General features: G+C 32.7%; 16 protein-coding genes. 13 read left to right on the top strand and 3 right to left on the bottom strand.

Annotated elements, in window-relative coordinates; genetic code table 11:
• Window positions 1-9: 9 nt before the first annotated feature.
• The 6 genes from tssM to AOY20_RS10070 all read left to right on the top strand — a co-directional run bounded on the left by tssM (window position 10) and on the right by AOY20_RS10070 (window position 7,003).
• Window positions 10-3,774: a type VI secretion system membrane subunit TssM gene (gene tssM, locus AOY20_RS10045; RefSeq protein ID WP_054581728.1), complete on the top strand. Its 3,765-nt coding sequence runs from the start codon at window positions 10-12 to the stop codon at window positions 3,772-3,774.
• Window positions 3,775-3,802: 28 nt separating this feature from the next.
• Window positions 3,803-4,765 carry a type VI secretion system-associated protein TagF gene (gene tagF, locus AOY20_RS10050; protein WP_054581729.1) on the top strand — a complete coding sequence of 321 codons (963 nt, stop codon included), beginning with the start codon at window positions 3,803-3,805 and terminating at the stop codon, window positions 4,763-4,765.
• Entirely contained in the window at window positions 4,762-5,535 is a 774-nt protein-coding gene (locus AOY20_RS10055) for an OmpA family protein (RefSeq protein WP_054581730.1), read from the top strand. Before tagF ends, AOY20_RS10055 begins: the two co-directional genes overlap by 4 nt.
• A gap of 13 nt (window positions 5,536-5,548) precedes the next feature.
• A complete protein-coding gene (locus AOY20_RS10060; protein WP_054581731.1) occupies window positions 5,549-5,812 on the top strand; it encodes a PAAR domain-containing protein in 264 nt (87 codons plus the stop codon).
• 146 nt (window positions 5,813-5,958) lie between these two features.
• A complete protein-coding gene (locus AOY20_RS10065; protein ID WP_054581732.1) occupies window positions 5,959-6,438 on the top strand; it encodes a hypothetical protein in 480 nt (159 codons plus the stop codon).
• A 100-nt stretch (window positions 6,439-6,538) separates the two neighbouring features.
• Complete coding sequence (locus AOY20_RS10070; RefSeq protein ID WP_054581733.1) at window positions 6,539-7,003, top strand: hypothetical protein; 465 nt, start codon at window positions 6,539-6,541, stop codon at window positions 7,001-7,003.
• 64 nt (window positions 7,004-7,067) lie between these two features.
• On the opposite strand, the gene AOY20_RS10075 is transcribed toward AOY20_RS10070, so the two are convergent.
• Window positions 7,068-7,847, bottom strand: a complete 780-nt coding sequence (locus AOY20_RS10075) for a ferredoxin--NADP reductase (protein WP_054581734.1) — start codon at window positions 7,845-7,847, stop codon at window positions 7,068-7,070.
• A gap of 107 nt (window positions 7,848-7,954) precedes the next feature.
• Between AOY20_RS10075 and tsaA the strand changes: the two genes are divergently transcribed.
• The 6 genes from tsaA (at window position 7,955) to AOY20_RS10105 (ending at window position 14,997) form a co-directional block, all read left to right on the top strand.
• Window positions 7,955-8,674, top strand: a complete 720-nt coding sequence (gene tsaA / locus AOY20_RS10080; RefSeq protein ID WP_054581735.1) for a tRNA (N6-threonylcarbamoyladenosine(37)-N6)-methyltransferase TrmO — start codon at window positions 7,955-7,957, stop codon at window positions 8,672-8,674.
• 180 nt (window positions 8,675-8,854) lie between these two features.
• A complete protein-coding gene (locus AOY20_RS10085; RefSeq protein ID WP_158319999.1) occupies window positions 8,855-10,396 on the top strand; it encodes a YadA-like family protein in 1,542 nt (513 codons plus the stop codon).
• A 237-nt stretch (window positions 10,397-10,633) separates the two neighbouring features.
• Window positions 10,634-12,280, top strand: a complete 1,647-nt coding sequence (locus tag AOY20_RS10090; RefSeq protein ID WP_054581737.1) for a YadA-like family protein — start codon at window positions 10,634-10,636, stop codon at window positions 12,278-12,280.
• Between the two features lie 248 nt (window positions 12,281-12,528).
• Entirely contained in the window at window positions 12,529-12,903 is a 375-nt protein-coding gene (locus tag AOY20_RS10095; protein ID WP_054581738.1) for a NirD/YgiW/YdeI family stress tolerance protein, read from the top strand.
• A gap of 97 nt (window positions 12,904-13,000) precedes the next feature.
• Window positions 13,001-13,663 carry a response regulator transcription factor gene (locus AOY20_RS10100; protein WP_054581739.1) on the top strand — a complete coding sequence of 221 codons (663 nt, stop codon included), beginning with the start codon at window positions 13,001-13,003 and terminating at the stop codon, window positions 13,661-13,663.
• Window positions 13,660-14,997, top strand: a complete 1,338-nt coding sequence (locus AOY20_RS10105; RefSeq protein WP_054581740.1) for a sensor histidine kinase — start codon at window positions 13,660-13,662, stop codon at window positions 14,995-14,997. The genes AOY20_RS10100 and AOY20_RS10105 overlap by 4 nt, the downstream gene beginning before the upstream one ends.
• Window positions 14,998-15,120: 123 nt before the next feature.
• Here AOY20_RS10105 and hemP read toward each other — a convergent pair whose 3' ends face one another.
• Window positions 15,121-15,288: a hemin uptake protein HemP gene (gene hemP, locus AOY20_RS10110; protein ID WP_054581741.1), complete on the bottom strand. Its 168-nt coding sequence runs from the start codon at window positions 15,286-15,288 to the stop codon at window positions 15,121-15,123.
• Between the two features lie 137 nt (window positions 15,289-15,425).
• On the opposite strand from hemP, the gene AOY20_RS10115 reads away from it, so the two are divergent.
• Window positions 15,426-16,325 carry an NUDIX domain-containing protein gene (locus AOY20_RS10115; protein WP_054581742.1) on the top strand — a complete coding sequence of 300 codons (900 nt, stop codon included), beginning with the start codon at window positions 15,426-15,428 and terminating at the stop codon, window positions 16,323-16,325.
• Between the two features lie 92 nt (window positions 16,326-16,417).
• Here AOY20_RS10115 and AOY20_RS10120 read toward each other — a convergent pair whose 3' ends face one another.
• Entirely contained in the window at window positions 16,418-16,936 is a 519-nt protein-coding gene (locus AOY20_RS10120; protein WP_054581743.1) for a hypothetical protein, read from the bottom strand.
• Between the last annotated feature and the right edge of the window lie 69 nt (window positions 16,937-17,005).

The raw sequence follows: 17,005 nt of genomic DNA on the forward strand, positions 1-17,005 counted from the left end.
GGGAAAATAATGTACACGATTTTAAGTTATATTTGGCAGTATGTAACGAATCCTAAAGCAATTATTGCTTTATCTTTATTCGTTGCATTAATTTCGACGTACAACGTCATACCTAGAAATATTTTTTGGGCATTACTTGCTACGTATATTCTGGGTTTAATTTGCTACAGTATCTTTGCTTTAATTCAACGTAAAAAGCACCTTAAAAATGCTGAGGCGCTTGAAGAGGGAATTGAAAGTACTATTTCTACATCAGACAAAAAAGAAGAAAAAAATAAAGAAGAATTACAGCTGATTAATCAGCAAATGAAAGAATCTATTCAGTTAATTAAAAAGTCAAAACTGGGGAATAAGAAGGGAAATGCTGCGTTATATGAATTACCTTGGTATATGGTGATTGGTAATCCAGCGGCGGGTAAAAGCTCAGCCATTTATAATTCAGGTTTAAACTTTCCTTTTGAAGATACGCATCAAAAAATGGTATCAGCAGGTTTAAGTGGTACACGAAACTGTGATTGGTTTTTTTCAACTGAAGGTGTTTTATTAGATACGGCTGGTCGTTATTCAGTTTATGAACATGATCATTCTGAATGGTTAAGTTTTTTAGGTTTGTTAAAAAAGAATCGTTCAAAAGCACCTATTAATGGTGTTATTCTAGTTGTTAATATTGCTGAGTTAATTAGTCAAAGTCCAGAAAGTTCATTAAAGCTTGCAAAAAATTTACGTGCACGAATTCAGGATTTAACAGAACAATTAGAAATTTTTGCACCTGTCTATTTAATTTTTACAAAAATGGATTTAGTCGCAGGATTTACAGAGTTCTTTGATTATTATGAGCAGGATGAATTTGACCAAGTCTGGGGAGCAACACTTCCTTATAATCCTGAATCATCTCAAAAAGCGATTGAATTATTCGAAGATCATTACAATATTTTATATGATGGTTTAAAAAGCGTAAGTACAACTCATTTAAGCCGTAGACATGCGCAAAATATCTCACCTAGTGTAATGACATTCCCATTAGAGTTTAAAACTTTAAAACCAATTTTAAAGTCGTTTATTGGTGCTTTGTTTGAGGAAAATCCATATCAATTTAAACCTGTATTCCGTGGATTCTATTTTACGAGTGCTTTACAAGAAGGAACAATTGAAAGTCCAATGACTGAGCTTTTAGCTCAAGAGTTTGAACTTGCGAAGAATGGTACTAATGAAGATATACATAAAAAGAGTGGACAGAATCACGGTTACTTCTTAAAAGGATTATTTTCAGATGTCATTTTAAAAGATAAAAATTTAGTTAAACAGCATATTAATCCTGCAAATAAACGGAAACGTTTTCTTGCCTTTATTGCATCATTACTTGCCGTTTCAATTATTTTAGGTGGTTGGTTATGGTCTTATCGTAATAATCAACAATTAATTGCTGATGTTCAGGCAGATTTAAACAAAGTTGTGCAAATGGAAGGTCAATCGCAGAGTTTGACTACACAGCTTGATGCGTTACTCATTTTACAGAATCGTTTAAAACAGTTAGAAGATTTAGATAATAAGCATTTTTTTAAATTTGGATTAGGCTTATATCAAGGCGATGAGCTTTATGAAAAATTAAAAGCTGAATATTTGAATGGTGTTAAACAAATTATTTTATTACCAGCTCAAAATGAAATGTCGAGTTATTTACAGGCTGTACAGCAAAATGCCGAAAAGCTAAGAGAAAACCATACAAATGTTGAAATTAAACAAGTTTCAGCAACGCAACAATATTCAGCACCATCTGATACAAATCCTCAAGATGCTTATAATGCATTGAAAGCATATTTGATGTTGAGTAATCCACAATATCGTGAGTCTAGTCATTTAGCTGATCAAATTACACGTTTCTGGCGTTCAAATTTGGATAGTTCTCAGCCTGAAAATATTCAAAAAGCAGAGCAAATTCTTTCTTATTCGATGGGCTTTGCAAATGACCAAGTTTTTCCATTGTTAGAATCTGACTCGCAACTTGTTGATAAAACACGTCAAGTTTTATTAACAGTTGTAAGAGGAATGGCTGCACGTGATCGTGTCTATAATGAAATAAAAATGCGTGCTGCTGTCAGATTTCCAGCTTTAACAGTTGCGCAAATTGTAGGTGAACGAGATCGTAATATTGTTCTTGGCTCACATGCAGTTCCTGGTATGTTTACACAGCAAGCATGGGATGAATACGTAAAACAGGCGATTGAAGAAGCAGCTGATAATCGTACTGAAACTACAGATTGGGTGTTGAATAGCCGTCAGACTGATGATTTAACGTTTAGTGGCAGTCCTGATCAAATTCGCAAACAATTAATTCAATTGTATAAGCAAGATTATATTAAAGAATGGAAACAGTTCCTTAATGGTGTGCATTATGCGAAAGGTGCTGATTTCAATAATCAAGTGAAAATTATTGATGTATTAGGAGATGCTCAAAACTCCCCAATTCGTACACTAGTTGAACGAGTAGCAAAAGAAACCAATTGGGATAATCCAGTTGTACAAGCAGAATTAGCTGCTCCTCAAAAGGGTTTTATTGCTTGGTTTAAACGTAAAGTTCTTAGACAAGGTTCTGATACAACAGTTCGAAATGCAGCAACACAAGCACAAGGTGAATTGTCAAAACAGTTCCAAATTTTCTATCAATTAGTTCGTAAACGTGATGATTTACAAGATAAATCATTACTTGATGAATACTTAACTCAAATGGCAGCTGTAAGAAGTAAATTAGGTGAACTTAAGAATTCAGGTGATATTGGCCCAAGTGCGGTAGCTCTTGTTAAATTAACAATTAATGAGCAAACCTCGGTATTTAACCAAACAGATAAAGTTGTGAATGAAAAGTTGGTTTCTGGTTCTACAGATACTGATCGCCAGTTAATTCAAAAACTATTGATTAGTCCTGTATTAACTACATTCAATAGCTTAATTGGTCCTGCACAAGATGAGTTGAATAAATTATGGGTAACTCAGGCATATCAGCCATTTAATCAAACTTTAGCAAATAAATATCCATTTACTTCTTCTGCTTCTATTCAAGCTACAACAACTGATATTGGGCAGATATTTGGTGAAAGTGGAAGTATTGCAAATTATGTTAAGGAAACTTTAGATCCATTTATTATTCGTCGTGGATATTTATTAACGTCTAAAACATGGAAAGATTTAGGGATTAGTTTAAATCCACAGTTTGCCTTGAATTTCCAAACTTATGTTGCGCCTTTAAATGGTGTTGCTACAGGGACTTTAAATCAGCCTAGTCAGTCAGCAAGTCAGTCGAACTTCCAATTTTATCCACATGAGAACCCTAATTTAGTTGCTTATACAATCGATATTGATGGGCAACGATTAAATTACGAAAATGGTGTCCAACAGTGGGTGAACTTTATTTGGCCGAATCCACAAGCGATTCCAGGTGCTAGAATTACAGTTGTAGATCGTAATGGTGAAACTCATACGATTTTTGATGCGCCAGGTGAATATGGTATTAATCGTTTAACTGGCTCTGCAACACGTACAGATCTAGGAAATGGAATTTTTGAAATGAAATGGACCAGTCAGCAAGATCCAAATTTATTTGTAAAAGTAAAATTCCGTTTAATTAGTGGTGGGGCTGCAGGTTCTAGGGGGGATGGGTTTAATAACTTGAAACTAGTTGAGCAAGTGGCTACAAGTAATGCGGGTGTGCGCATTGTAGCGGCAGAATCAACAGGCAATGCAGCAAAACCTAATGTTGCCAATGGTGTTCAGCAATGATAATCCTACAAATGATGAGGAGATTGTCATGGATATTTTGAAATCATCCTCCTTTTATTATGGGAAAACGCCATGTCATGGCGATTTCCTTAAATCAAAAGGTCAATCAGCATTAATTCAGTTATTTGATCAATGGATTTCTGAAGCACTAGAGCAAGCGATGAAATCGCCTGATTTTCAGGATAGATATTCAACAAGTTCGGCATTTGATTTTTTTATTACCAATCCACAAGAATCAATGTTTGTGATCGCAAATTTAATTCCAAGTCAGGATTATTCTAATCGCCATTTCCCAATGCTTTTAGGATATATATTGGATATTGATAAGCCTCTAGAGAATTTATTATTTGCCCCATCACGTTACAAATCAGTTTTAATTAATTTGTTATTGAAAAATAAAGCAATTTATCAGCTTTCTTCTACAGATAAATTGCTTGAAAAATTAGATGAATTACAAACTGAAATTACAGTGCCTTCATTAATCGAAAGTAAATCTATTTTTGATAATCATACAATGTATTCTTTTGCAAAACTGATGGATATTTCAGTTTTTGAATTAGCACAAAGTATGATTGGATTAGGTTTATTATTACAGCCAATATCAGAAAAAGGTGTGCAACAATTAAATAAAGTGCTCACGATTCCAATGAATGAGCGTTATCGTACTGAAATAGCGACATTTTGGGTAAATTTAATTGGAAGTTTTTTATCTAAGCATCATGTTGAAGTTCTGATGGGAATTATTCATAGTCCTAAACCAAAATTAATTTTTGGTTTCCAAGGTGCAGCAATTACGACGCTTAGAGATATTTTTCTTCAAGATTATGAGAATGATCATTGGGTTCAGATGACTCAGTCACAATGGGTAGATGAGTATTTACAGGAAAATGCTAGTCTCGCTTGGTTAGAGCAAACATTGTGTGAACGACAATTAAGTTTAAATCAAGGAATTCGTTTATTTAGACAATATTTTATAGATGGCTCATTATGAAAAATAATATTAAAAAAGATGTACATATAGTAAAAAAGCTGAGTATTTTATTTGGAATGTTGATAACTACACAAAGTTTCGCAAATCCAATAGTGATAGAAGGTGTAGTTCCTGATCAGGCATCAAAGACACAGATTATCAATAAATTGAAAGAAACATATGGTGATACTCAAATTGTAGATAAGATTTTAGTCAGACCTGTTGTTATGCCTAAAGGATGGATAGAAACAGTTACTCAATCAATTAATCCTGATTTGAAAAAGGTTTCACAGGGTAAATTAGTGGTTCAAGGCACGCAGGTTAAGCTATCTGGCAAAGTTAGTAATGAAATAGATAAAACGAGTACTGAAGCTACTATAAAAAATGGAATTCAACCGACTTATCGTTTTTCATCGACGTTATCACTTAATTTAGCTGAGCAGAAAATTTTAGATGATGCATTAAAAAATCGGATTATTGAATTCGAATCTGGTAGTGCAGTATTAACAGCAGCGGGTCAACAAATTTTGAATGAAATGGCTGCTGCATTGAATAAAGTAAAGGGTAAAAATATTAAAATTATTGGTCATACAGATAGCTCTGGTGATCCAAAGAAAAATATTATTTTAAGTCAGCAACGCGCTGATGCAGTGAAGCAGTATTTAATTGAAAAACAAATACCATCCGATAAATTGGCAACGGAAGGTTTAGGTGCGCAAAAGCCAGTAGCTGATAACACGACTGCTGAAGGGCGTAAAAAGAATAGACGAATAGAATTCGAAGTGTTGTGATAAGGAGAATACAATGGCAACACCTTATATCACGGTTGGTTGTCCAACCACTGGTGGTGGTCAAGTAATATCAGGTAATAGTTCTTTTTTGGTTGATGGGATCGCTGTTGCTTGTGTTGGAGATAAAGCCACATGTCCTTTACATAAAACGACGGCTACAATTGTTGCAGGTGATCCTAATGCTCAGGTTATGGGTAAATCTATGGCACGTGTAAATGATCCCTTATCTTGTGGTTGTAAGTTGCTGCCGAAACAAACACGTGTAGTTAGAGGTTAAAATATAATTATTTAAACTAAACGTTATTGATAATAAAAATTGCATTGATCTATGTTATATCTATTAAAATAGCATGGGTCAATTTTATAAAGTTTTTAAAAATAAGAATGCTTTTTATTGTATATGATTTATAAAAAGGAATAAAAATGAGAAAAATATTGTTATATCTTAGTTTTGTATGTCTTTCGTTCCACACTTTCTCTAAAGATGTAAAAGATAATTTCAATAAAAATATAATCGGGACATGGTCTTGTTCTACGAGTTATAAGGATGAGGCAGGTTTTGAATTTATTGATCAGTTTAAAGAAACTTTTTTTCAAGATGGTTCGGTGAAAGTTTCAGGAGATGTTCAATATTTCGATAGCTTGGAGAAAGCCAAGGTAAAATATAAATATAATGCGAAATGGAAAAATGAAAATAATGAATTAATATTTACAGATTTTACGACCCAGCATTATGAAGTGGATAATAAAAAATTTGAAGTCGAGCACGAACTTAAACCTTTGTTTGAATTTTCAGCACAAGATATAGAAATAGCTTCAATTAAACGGTTAACATCAAAAAATTTAGATTATCAGCTACAAACTGAAGATGAAGAATATTACAAAATACAATGCAATAGGTAGTTTAGTGGTGAGAAAAGCCTAGAGATCTTTCTTATCAATACATTATGAAATTGATAAATAAATTCACAATAAATATAAATAATTTATGGAGATATACAAAATGAAATTATTATTAATGGTACTCGGAATATGTTTTTCTATGTCTAGTTTTGCTCAATTTGGGGAAGTTAATAAACAAAATTTAATAGGGAATTGGTCTTGTAGTGCTTCATTTAAAGCTGGTGATTTAGATATCATTGAAGTATCAAAGCTTTCTTTTCAAGAAGATGGAAGTTCTTTACAGGTAGGTATTGGATACTATAAAAATATGAATGATGAGGCTAAATTACAATATGACATTGCTTCATCTTGGAGTTTAAATGACAAAGTTTTAAAGTTTTATAAATCAAGAATTAATAATCATTCTTTTGATAATGCTGCATTTAATAAGACATATCAAATTACCGAAAATTTGTTGAAAAGCCTTGATAAAGACCATGATTTTATAGTTCATGATTTAACTGAAAATTTATTGGTTATTATTCCTAAAGGATATAATTTTGCAGAGGTATGCCATAGGTTATAATTATAAAGTCATTTTCTATAAAAAAAACCGAGATAAAAATCTCGGTCTTTTCTATTTTAGAAATTTATTTTTCTACAAATGCACGCTCAATAACATAATCGCCAAGAACACCCATACGAGGAGATTCTTTTAAACCATGTTGGTCAAGAAGCGCTGCAACATCATCTAAGAATGCAGGGCTACCGCAAAGCATTGCACGGTCTGTTTCAGGGTTAAAACGTGGTAAACCGATTTTTTCAAATAAAGCACCAGTTTCAATAGCTGTAGTTACACGACCTTGAGTATGAAAGTCTTCACGAGTCACTGTTGGGTAATAAACTAATTTTTCTTTCGCACCTAATTCGCCAAAGAATTCATGATTTGGAATTTCATTTTCAATTAAGTCTTGATAAGCCAATTCAGAAATATAACGAGTACCATGAACAACAATGATTTTCTCAAAGCGTTCATAAGTTTCAGGATCACGAATAACTGAAAGGAAAGGAGCAAGTCCTGTACCAGAAGAAAGGAGATATAAGTTTTTACCAGGATTTAAATCATCAAGCACTAAAGTTCCTGTTGGTTTTTTTGAAACAAGAATTTCATCACCCACTTTTACTTTTTGTAGAATTGAAGTTAAAGGACCATCTGGTACTTTAATTGAGAAGAATTCTAATTCTTCTTCATAGTTTGCACTAGCAATAGAATAGGCGCGCATTAAAGGCTTACCATTCACTTCAAGACCAATCATCACAAATTGACCATTTTTAAAACGTAATGCAACATCACGAGTCGTTTTAAAAGAGAATAAAGTGTCATTCCAGTGGTGAACGTGAGTAATCTTTTCGACGTTGAAAGCAGCCATTAAAGGTCTCAATATAAATTATCAAATTAGAACAGTTTACTATTCTAATCTAAAATCATTCTCGATAAACTGAATATATTTAATTGAACTTATCAGAAAAAGTGATTATGACTGTTGTAAATCTACCAATTATTGGTTATATGCATTCTCCTTACCGTGAAAAATTTGGAATTCCTCGTCAGCCAAATTTAGTTCAGGTCGAATCTTATATTGAAATGGTAGAACCTTATAATGATTTACTTGCATTTGAAGGTATTGAGCAATTTAGTCATTTATGGTTAATTTGGCAGTTTCATGATAATAAAAATCAAGATCAATCTAATAAATTTAGACCACAAGTTCGACCACCACGTTTAGGTGGAAATAAAAAAATAGGTGTTTTTGCAACACGAAGTATGTATAGACCATCGCCTATTGGATTATCTGTGGTAAAGCTTAAAGAAGTTAAAAAAGAAGGAAAAAATATTCGTGTATATGTCACAGGAAGTGATTTATTAGATGGCACGCCAATTTTAGATATAAAACCTTATATTGAATATTCAGATGCTGTTTTGAATGCACAAAGTAGCTATGCACAAGATGAGCCGATAAAAAAAGCGGTGATTTGGCATGAGAATGCTGAAATTTTATTAAAAAAATTAGTTCAAAATAATGAAATTAATACACGTATGATTGATGAATTAGAACAAGTTCTTTCATTTGATCCAAAACCAGCCTATCAAAATGATGATACGCGTATATATGGATTCAGATTTGCAGATTTTAATATTCAATTTAAATCATTAGCTGATCATATATTAATTTTAAATATCTCTCGCTATGTTTGAAATTTATTAAATTTGTCACTATTTTAATAGATTGATTGATTTTTTTAGCATAAAAATCAGTTGCATATGTTTTCTCTATGTTTATAATTTTAAATGTGTAAAAAACACATAATTAAATAAAAGATAGAGAAAATAATTATGAAAAAAATAAATAAAAAGGTTTTGGGGCTTACTATTCAGATGTCCATACTTACCTGTATGGTTGCTCAAGCTCATATGGCTTATGCAGGTTCTGTTATGGTTTGTGATGGAACACAAACTGGATCAGGATATTCAAGCAATAATATATATCCTTCAGAATTTTGTCCAAATGCAACTGGTGCAGGTATTTTTGCATTAAATGGCAGTCCATTTAGTTCAACTTCTGCTTCAATTGGTGTTGGGATAGATGCTAATGGGATAAATGTTAGTACAATTTCACTTTATGGAACAAATGTCGCTGTAAAAGCACAAATGGATATGGAAAGTCACCAAATTAAAAATTTAGCGAATGGTGTAGCTACTACCGATGCGGTCAATTTAGGGCAATTAAATACAGCAAAAGCTGATGCAATTGCTACAAGCAATACCTATACCGATACAGCAAAAGCTGATGCAATAGCACAAAGTAAGACATATACCGATACAGCAAAAGCTGATGCAATAGCACAAAGTAAGACATATACTGATACAGCAAAAGCTGATGCAATTGCTACAAGTAATACCTATACGGATGCAGCAAAAGCAGAAGCAATTGCTACAAGTAATGCTTATACCGATACAGCAAAAGCAGAAGCGATTACTACAAGTAATACCTATACGGATGCAGCAAAAGCTGATGCAATTGCTACAAGTAATGCGTATACGGATGTAGCAAAAGCAGAAGCAATTGCTACAAGTAATGCGTATACGGATGTAGCAAAAGCAGAAGCAATTAGTACAAGTAATGCATATATGGATGTAGCAAAAGCAGAAGCAATAGCGACGAGTAATACTTACACGGATGCAGCGAAGGCAGAAAGTAAAACGTATACGGATACAGCAAAAGCAGAAGCAATTGCTACAAGTAATGCGTATACGGATGTAGCAAAAGCAGAAGCGATTACTACAAGTAATGCCTATACGGATGTGGCAAAAGCAGAAGCAATTAGTACAAGTAATGCATATACGGATGTAGCAAAAGCAGAAGCAATAGCGACGAGCAATACTTATACGGATGCAGCGAAGGTAGAAAGTAAAACGTATACGGATGTAGCAAAAGCAGATGCAATTTCAACAAGTAATGCTTATACAGATAGTGCGACAGCGAATACGATAGGGATGTTAAATTCAACTAATCAAAGTTTAACTGAGTTTTTAGGTGCTGGAGCATCTTATGATACAACCACGCAAAATTTTAGTGGTCCACAATTTCAGGTGGGAGGGGCTACATATTATAATGTTGGTGATGCGGTAGAAGCACTTGATTCAAGAATTGATGGTGTATCAGATCAAGTCAATCATTTAGAAGAAAAATTGGAGGAAGGCTTGGCTATGTCAGCTGCTATGGCAGGTTTGTTCCAGCCTTATAATGTAGGTAAATTTAATGTTTCTGTTGCAGGAGGTGGTTATGGTAGTCAGGGCGCAATTGCAGTGGGTTCAGGATTCCGTTTTAATGAGAATGTCGCTGTAAAAGCTGGGCTTGCGAGCATTCCTGGTAAAGGTAAAGCAAGTTATAATGTTGGTATGAATTTTGAGTGGTAATTTAATAAAAATAATTTAAAAAATTATAATTATTTTTCACTATCTTATAAAAGCCAAAAGTATTTTATGACTTTTGGCTTTTTATATTTTTAATCGATAAATTTTTTAAATTGATATAAAGAAAACATACTTTTCGTAATCTTGCATGATGACACAAATGTATAACTTAAAGGTTATTTTGTTACAGCAATGAGTGGTTAACAGTATGAGAGTTTAGAGATCGTACAAGGAATATTTATGAAACAAATAAATAAAAAAACTTGGGATCTTGATTTGAAAATTTTATTTTTTATATTATTGATAACATGGAGTAATTATGTATTTTCTGGTTCTGTGATGATATGTGATAATCCAAATTCGGTAATGCCTAATTTGTCAAGCAATACGATATATCCCAATCCAAGTTTTTATTGTCCCACAGCATTTAGCATAGGTATTTTTGAATCAAATTCTGAACCATTTAATTCAAATGGTGCTTCAATTGGTTTAGGAATGGATGCAAAAGGGAGAAATGCAGGTACTCTATCATTTTATGGCAGTAACATTGCTGTAAAAGCGCAAATAGATATGGAAAATCATCAAATTAAAAATTTAGCAAATGGTGTTGCTATCAGAGATGCGGTGAATTTAGGACAGTTAAATACGGCAAAAGCGGATGCAATTTCAACAAGTAATACATATACAGATGTAGCGAAAGCGGATGCAATTTCAACAAGTAATGCATATACAGATGTAGCAAAAGCGGATGCAATTTCAACAAGTAATGCATATACAAATGCAGCGAAAGCAGAAGCAATTACTACAAGTAATGCCTATACAGATGTAGCAAAAGCAGATGCGATTACACAAGGTAGAGCTTATACAGATGTAGCGAAAGCAGAAGCAATTACTACAAGTAATGCCCATACCGATGTAGCAAAAGCAGACGCGATTACACAAGGTAGAGCTTATACAGATGTAGCGAAAGCAGAAGCAATTACTACAAGTAATGCCTATACAGATGTAGCGAAAGCGGATGCAATTTCAACAAGTAATGCATATACAGATGTAGCAAAAGCAGAAGCAATTACTACAAGTAATGCCTATACAGATGTAGCGAAAGCAGAAGCAATTACTACAAGTAATGCCCATACCGATGTAGCAAAAGCAGACGCGATTACACAAGGTAGAGCTTATACAGATGTAGCAAAAGAGGATGCAATTTCAACAAGTAAAGCATATACAGATGTAGCGAAAGCAGATGCGATTACACAAGGTAGAGCTTATACAGATGTAGCGAAAGCGGATGCAATTTCAACAAGTAATACATATACAGATACTGTCAAAACCGATGTAATTCAAACTTCGGTGGAAGCAAGTAATGCTTATACAAATCAAGTCAAGGCAGAAATGATTTCAACAATTAATAACGTAAGAGATAGGAGTATAAATGCAAATTCTACAGATATGATAAATAGTGCTCAATTGAATTTGATTAATCAGAATTTAGCAGATTTTTTTGGTGCAGGAGCTATTTATAATACAACGACACAAAACTTTAGAGGTCCAATATTCCAAGTTAATGGTGAAAATTATTATAATGTGAGTGATGCCTTAAAAGCACTTGATTCAAGAATTGATGGAGTATCTAAGCAAGTTACTCATTTGCAGGATCAATTAGAAGAAGGCTTGGCAATGTCTGCTGCTATGGCAGGTTTGTTCCAGCCTTATCATGTGGGAAAATTTAATGTTTCTGTTGCTGGTGGTGGTTATGGTCGACAAGGTGCAGTTGCTGTAGGTTCTGGATTTCGCTTTAGCCAAAATATTGCAATTAAAGCTGGACTAGCTAGCATTCTAGGTAGGGGAAAAGCAAGCTATAACGTTGGTATGAATTTTGAGTGGTAATCTAAGGGTTTAAAAAATATAATTATTTTTACTATCTTAGAAAAGCCAAAAGTACTTGTGGGTTTTGGCTTTTGTATATATGTTTCATGAAAGTTATTAATATTTTATTCATTTCAGTTATTGTTAGATTTTTATGTGAATATAAAAATAAATTAAAGAGAATAAATTTTTAAATCTTAAGATTCACTTCATCTTTGTTTGTTTTAATATCTATATCGAAAAGAAGCATGATATTAAAGAGGTATAAGATGAAGAATATTTCTAAAGCAATTTTAATGGCTACCGTATTAGGTTCATCGACTGTAGCAACAGTTGCAATTGCAAAAGAACCAATTGTAAATCAAGGTGCATTCCATCGTACAGTAACAGTTAAAGAAGCATTAACATTACGTGATGACACAAATGTACAACTTAAAGGTTATATCGTAAAAGCAATTGGTGATGAAAAGTATGAGTTTAAAGATCGTACTGGTAGTATTACTGTAGATATTGATGATGATTTATGGTACGGAAGAACAATTTCAGCAAAAACACCAGTAACTATTATCGGTGAAGTGGATGTTGATTATAAGCCAATGAAACGCGTTGAAATTGATGTGGATGCGGTAATAATTGATGAATAGTTCGTGTTTAGCTTTCTAAATTAAATAAAAGGCTGCATCATGTATATGCGGTCTTTTTTTATAAGTGAAATTTAAATTTAGAGACGATGTTATAAATATGAGAATACTAATTGTAGAAGATGATGCATCACAAGCAGAAAGTATTAAAAGTTGGTTAGAGTTAGACGGCTACAATGTAGATTGGGTTGATCAAGGTGATCATGCTTTGCTTGCTATTGAACAGCATAAATATGATTGTATTTTATTAGATCGTGGATTACCGAAGTTATCTGGTGATGAAGTCATTCAGATTTTACGATTGAAGAAAAATGATACAGCTGTCATATTTATTACTGCAAAAGATAGCGTATATGATCGTGTTGAAGGATTAGATTTAGGCGCGAATGATTATTTAGTTAAGCCTTTTAATTTAGAAGAATTATCTGCAAGAATTCGTGCACAACTCAGACAAAAACAAGAACAACATTCTGATCAAATTCAATTTTCAAATATTATGTTGAATATTCAGGCAAAACAGGTATTTGTAGATGAAAAATCAATTAATTTGACGGCTAAAGAATTTCAAATATTATATAAATTAATGCAAAAACCAGAGCATATAGTCACTCGAGAACAATTAGAAGAATCTTTATATGCATGGGGGGAAGAAATAGAAAGCAATGCGATAGAGGTTTATATTTATCAACTAAGAAAAAAAATTGGATCAAAGTCAATCAAGACGATACGCGGTTTAGGTTATAAAATGAGTCGTGAAATATGAGTGCTAAACAAACGATTTCATTGCGAAAAAAATTAGTTAAAAGCTCGGTTTTGAGTTCTGTTCTTGCAGGTTGTGCTGCGTTCATTTTATTGATGGTTATTAGTTCATATCAGACGATGTCAATTAATGATGAAATCATGGATGAAATTACAGATATGTTGCTTACCTCTGATATTACAATGAACACAGGCTTACATATTGATGAATTAAGTGATGAGTTTGATGTGGAATATCAATTGATTTTTAATAATGAAGTTATGACATCATCTGAAAAATTCCCAGCTCAGGTCGATTTGAGAAAATATACCGATAAAGGATATTCCTATATTTTATATGATCACCAATTATGGCGAACATATATAAATTATGAAGATGATCCTAACTTTTATGTTATCTCACTACAACCGATAAAGATTCGTTTTGAAGAGATTGTTCAGACACTTGCTGTCTATTTATTCGTGGTGATTGTACTTTGGTTTTTACAATGGGGCTTTATTCATTTTGCAATTAAAAAACAATTTAAAAATATTTCACTTTTGTCAGATAAAATTTCGAGACGTAATGCTACAAATTTAGAACCAATTGTTCAAAAGCCAATAGAAATCGTTGAATTTAGACCTATAGTTTCGCAGTTAAATCATTTATTAGAACGTTTAAAAGCATCAATGCTTGCTGAACAACGTTTTACAGCGGATGCATCTCATGAACTAAGATCTCCATTATCTGCAATTCAAATGCGTTTGCAATTATTACAACGGAAATACAAAGAGTATCCTGACTTTCAAAGTGACATTCAGCAAATTCAAATTGATGTAAATAGAAATCAACATGTATTAGAAAATTTATTGCTATTAGCTCGATTAGATCCTGCTGAAGCAAATAAATTGCCTAAATCGAGCTTCGATATTGATTTAACTATTATGGAGGTTTTGGGAAGCCTACAGCCATTTATTGAAGAGAAGCATATTCAATGTAACGTTAAAGAAGAAAATCATTATTTATTAGCAAATCCGGAGTTGATTTATACATGTATTCGCAATTTAGTTGATAATGCAATTCGTTATGAAAAGTATGAAGGTAATATTAATATATCTAGTCGAAAATCAGAGCATATGTTAGAAATTATTATAGAAGATTCTGGTGATAAATTAGATGATGGAACTTTACAACATTTAGGAGAGCGATTCTATAGAGCTTTAGGCACAAAAACGAAAGGATCTGGCTTAGGGTTATCAATTTGTAAAAAAATTATTGAATTACATGGTGGTTTAATTCAATTTTCAAGATCAAGTTATGGTGGTTTGAAAGCAGTTATTCAATTACCACAAGAATAAAAATATGATTACAAAATTGAATAAATAAAGAACCCAATAGACTTTTGAATTTACTCTGTTAGGTTCTTTAAAAGTAGTATTTAGACTACTTGTGCCCACGATTATTGTTTTTTGCGCTGATTATTATTTTGTTAGAATCAAACGATTATTACGGGTAAGTCTTAAACGATATTCTTCTCCAGCATGCATAATGCGGATTTCTCTGCCTAATGCGAATAAATTATTTGAATGTAACATTGGTAATGAATGTGTTGTGTCGTTTCGTGTAAATAAGCTAAATGGTGCGTTCATTCCTTCGACTCCGTGGTGTATTTGAGTGTTTTAAATGATAATCATTATCGAATAGACCTGTCAATGATTTATTAATAGATTTTATAAAAAATGTATTTGGCTTACACTTAGGATATTCGTGAGCTTATGGAAGAATTATGGCTAAACCAGATATACATGTTTCAATTGCAATTTTATTCCATCAAAATAAAGTATTGGTTGGATGGAGAGAAGCAAACCAACATCAAGGAAATAAACATGAATTTCCAGGTGGAAAAGTTGAAACAGGTGAATCTCCTTTAAATGCTTGCCACAGAGAAGTATTGGAAGAAGTTGGTTTGGAAATTGATCATTATTTTAATTTTGATTTTATTCGACATACTTATGAAGATGTTATTGTGAATTTACATTTCTTTTTTGCGAATGTGAGCGATGCTGAAGCACAGAAAATAAAAGAGCCATGGTCTTGGTATCGCCGTGATGAATTGCAAGATTTAAATTTTCCTAAAGCAAATAAAAATATTATTAAGCGACTAAATTTGCTTAGAAAAATAAAAATATCAGATGATTTAGCAAACTTAAATACATTGTCGGATGATCAATATTTTTATTGGCGCCCTGAACAAAATATAAAATATAGTGAAGCTTTAGCACAGATCAATCCAAATTTTTTACCGCGTCTCATTGTTAATATTAGCATTTGGAATGCACTCTCTGAATTACAACAGAAAATGATTAATATTGTTCAACTTAAGCATGATCAATTAATGAAAGTGAAAAGGGGTGAACTACAATCTGGTTTAACTTATATCGCTTCATGCCATGAAGATGAAAGTTTGATGCACGCACAAGCTATTGGTTGTGAAGCTGCATTTTTAAGTCCTGTTCATCAGACTGATTCTCACCCTGATATAGAAGGTATGGGGTGGAAAGCATTTTCAGATTTAGCAAAACAATCTAATTTAGCAATTTATGCATTAGGTGGAGTAAAATCTATAGATTTATCTTTGGCACTCCAACATTTTGCTTACGGTGTTGCTGGCATTAGAGATATGTAAAGATTTGGGTAGAAAATTAATTAGAAATATAATGAATAAATTTAAAATCTACATCTGTAAACATGCTGAAAATTTACAGATGTAGCTACATTTTATTTACTTTGCTGAATGATTTGATTTAATTGATTTTTTACACTGTCACTTTGAGCATAACTTAAACCACGTTGTGCTAAAGCTTGTGCATTTGCTTTATCATTTTTTGCTAATGCAATTTTGGATAGCATGACATAAGTTTGAGCAGATTGTGGAGCAAGTCGCTGAGCTTGTAACATGAGACTTTCTGATTGAGAAATTTGATTTTGCTTAAGTGCAGTTTCCGCTTTTTGAACTAAATTTTTATACGCAGGTAATTCACTACCATCATTGAATGTTTTGTTATTTTGTTGCTGTTGGGGAACAATGACTGTTGGTGCAGGGAGTGGTTTGCGTTGAATTTCTTCACGGTCATAGGGTTTTATGACAACACCAGTAGGCGTGTGAATTTCTTTGGGAGGGATAGTTTCTGCTTTTTGAGTCACCACCTTTGTTGGTTTTTCAGGTGTTGGCTGAGATTGATTTTGACAGCCAATTAAAGCAAGTATGGTAAAAGAAGTTATTGTCAGTCTTAGCATAATATCCCTTACATCATGTAGTTATATGGTAAATATTGATTAATTCTAAGAATAAACTAAAGACGTTTA

The organism is Acinetobacter equi (genome assembly GCF_001307195.1).
Classification (GTDB): Bacteria; Pseudomonadota; Gammaproteobacteria; order Pseudomonadales; family Moraxellaceae; genus Acinetobacter; species Acinetobacter equi.

Excerpts from the sequence above, each read along its gene's own strand:
- AOY20_RS10060 (WP_054581731.1), top strand. The coding sequence starts at position 5,549 with ATGGCAACACCTTATATCACGGTTGGTTGTCCAACCACTGGTGGTGGT.
- AOY20_RS10070 (WP_054581733.1), top strand. The coding sequence starts at position 6,539 with ATGAAATTATTATTAATGGTACTCGGAATATGTTTTTCTATGTCTAGT.
- AOY20_RS10095 (WP_054581738.1), top strand. The coding sequence starts at position 12,529 with ATGAAGAATATTTCTAAAGCAATTTTAATGGCTACCGTATTAGGTTCA.
- AOY20_RS10090 (WP_054581737.1), top strand. The coding sequence starts at position 10,634 with ATGAAACAAATAAATAAAAAAACTTGGGATCTTGATTTGAAAATTTTA.
- AOY20_RS10065 (WP_054581732.1), top strand. The coding sequence starts at position 5,959 with ATGAGAAAAATATTGTTATATCTTAGTTTTGTATGTCTTTCGTTCCAC.
- tagF (WP_054581729.1), top strand. The coding sequence starts at position 3,803 with ATGGATATTTTGAAATCATCCTCCTTTTATTATGGGAAAACGCCATGT.
- AOY20_RS10075 (WP_054581734.1), bottom strand. The coding sequence starts at position 7,847 with ATGGCTGCTTTCAACGTCGAAAAGATTACTCACGTTCACCACTGGAAT.
- AOY20_RS10115 (WP_054581742.1), top strand. The coding sequence starts at position 15,426 with ATGGCTAAACCAGATATACATGTTTCAATTGCAATTTTATTCCATCAA.
- AOY20_RS10055 (WP_054581730.1), top strand. The coding sequence starts at position 4,762 with ATGAAAAATAATATTAAAAAAGATGTACATATAGTAAAAAAGCTGAGT.
- AOY20_RS10085 (WP_158319999.1), top strand. The coding sequence starts at position 8,855 with ATGTCCATACTTACCTGTATGGTTGCTCAAGCTCATATGGCTTATGCA.
- AOY20_RS10105 (WP_054581740.1), top strand. The coding sequence starts at position 13,660 with ATGAGTGCTAAACAAACGATTTCATTGCGAAAAAAATTAGTTAAAAGC.
- AOY20_RS10100 (WP_054581739.1), top strand. The coding sequence starts at position 13,001 with ATGAGAATACTAATTGTAGAAGATGATGCATCACAAGCAGAAAGTATT.
- tssM (WP_054581728.1), top strand. The coding sequence starts at position 10 with ATGTACACGATTTTAAGTTATATTTGGCAGTATGTAACGAATCCTAAA.
- tsaA (WP_054581735.1), top strand. The coding sequence starts at position 7,955 with ATGACTGTTGTAAATCTACCAATTATTGGTTATATGCATTCTCCTTAC.
- AOY20_RS10120 (WP_054581743.1), bottom strand. The coding sequence starts at position 16,936 with ATGCTAAGACTGACAATAACTTCTTTTACCATACTTGCTTTAATTGGC.
- hemP (WP_054581741.1), bottom strand. The coding sequence starts at position 15,288 with ATGAACGCACCATTTAGCTTATTTACACGAAACGACACAACACATTCA.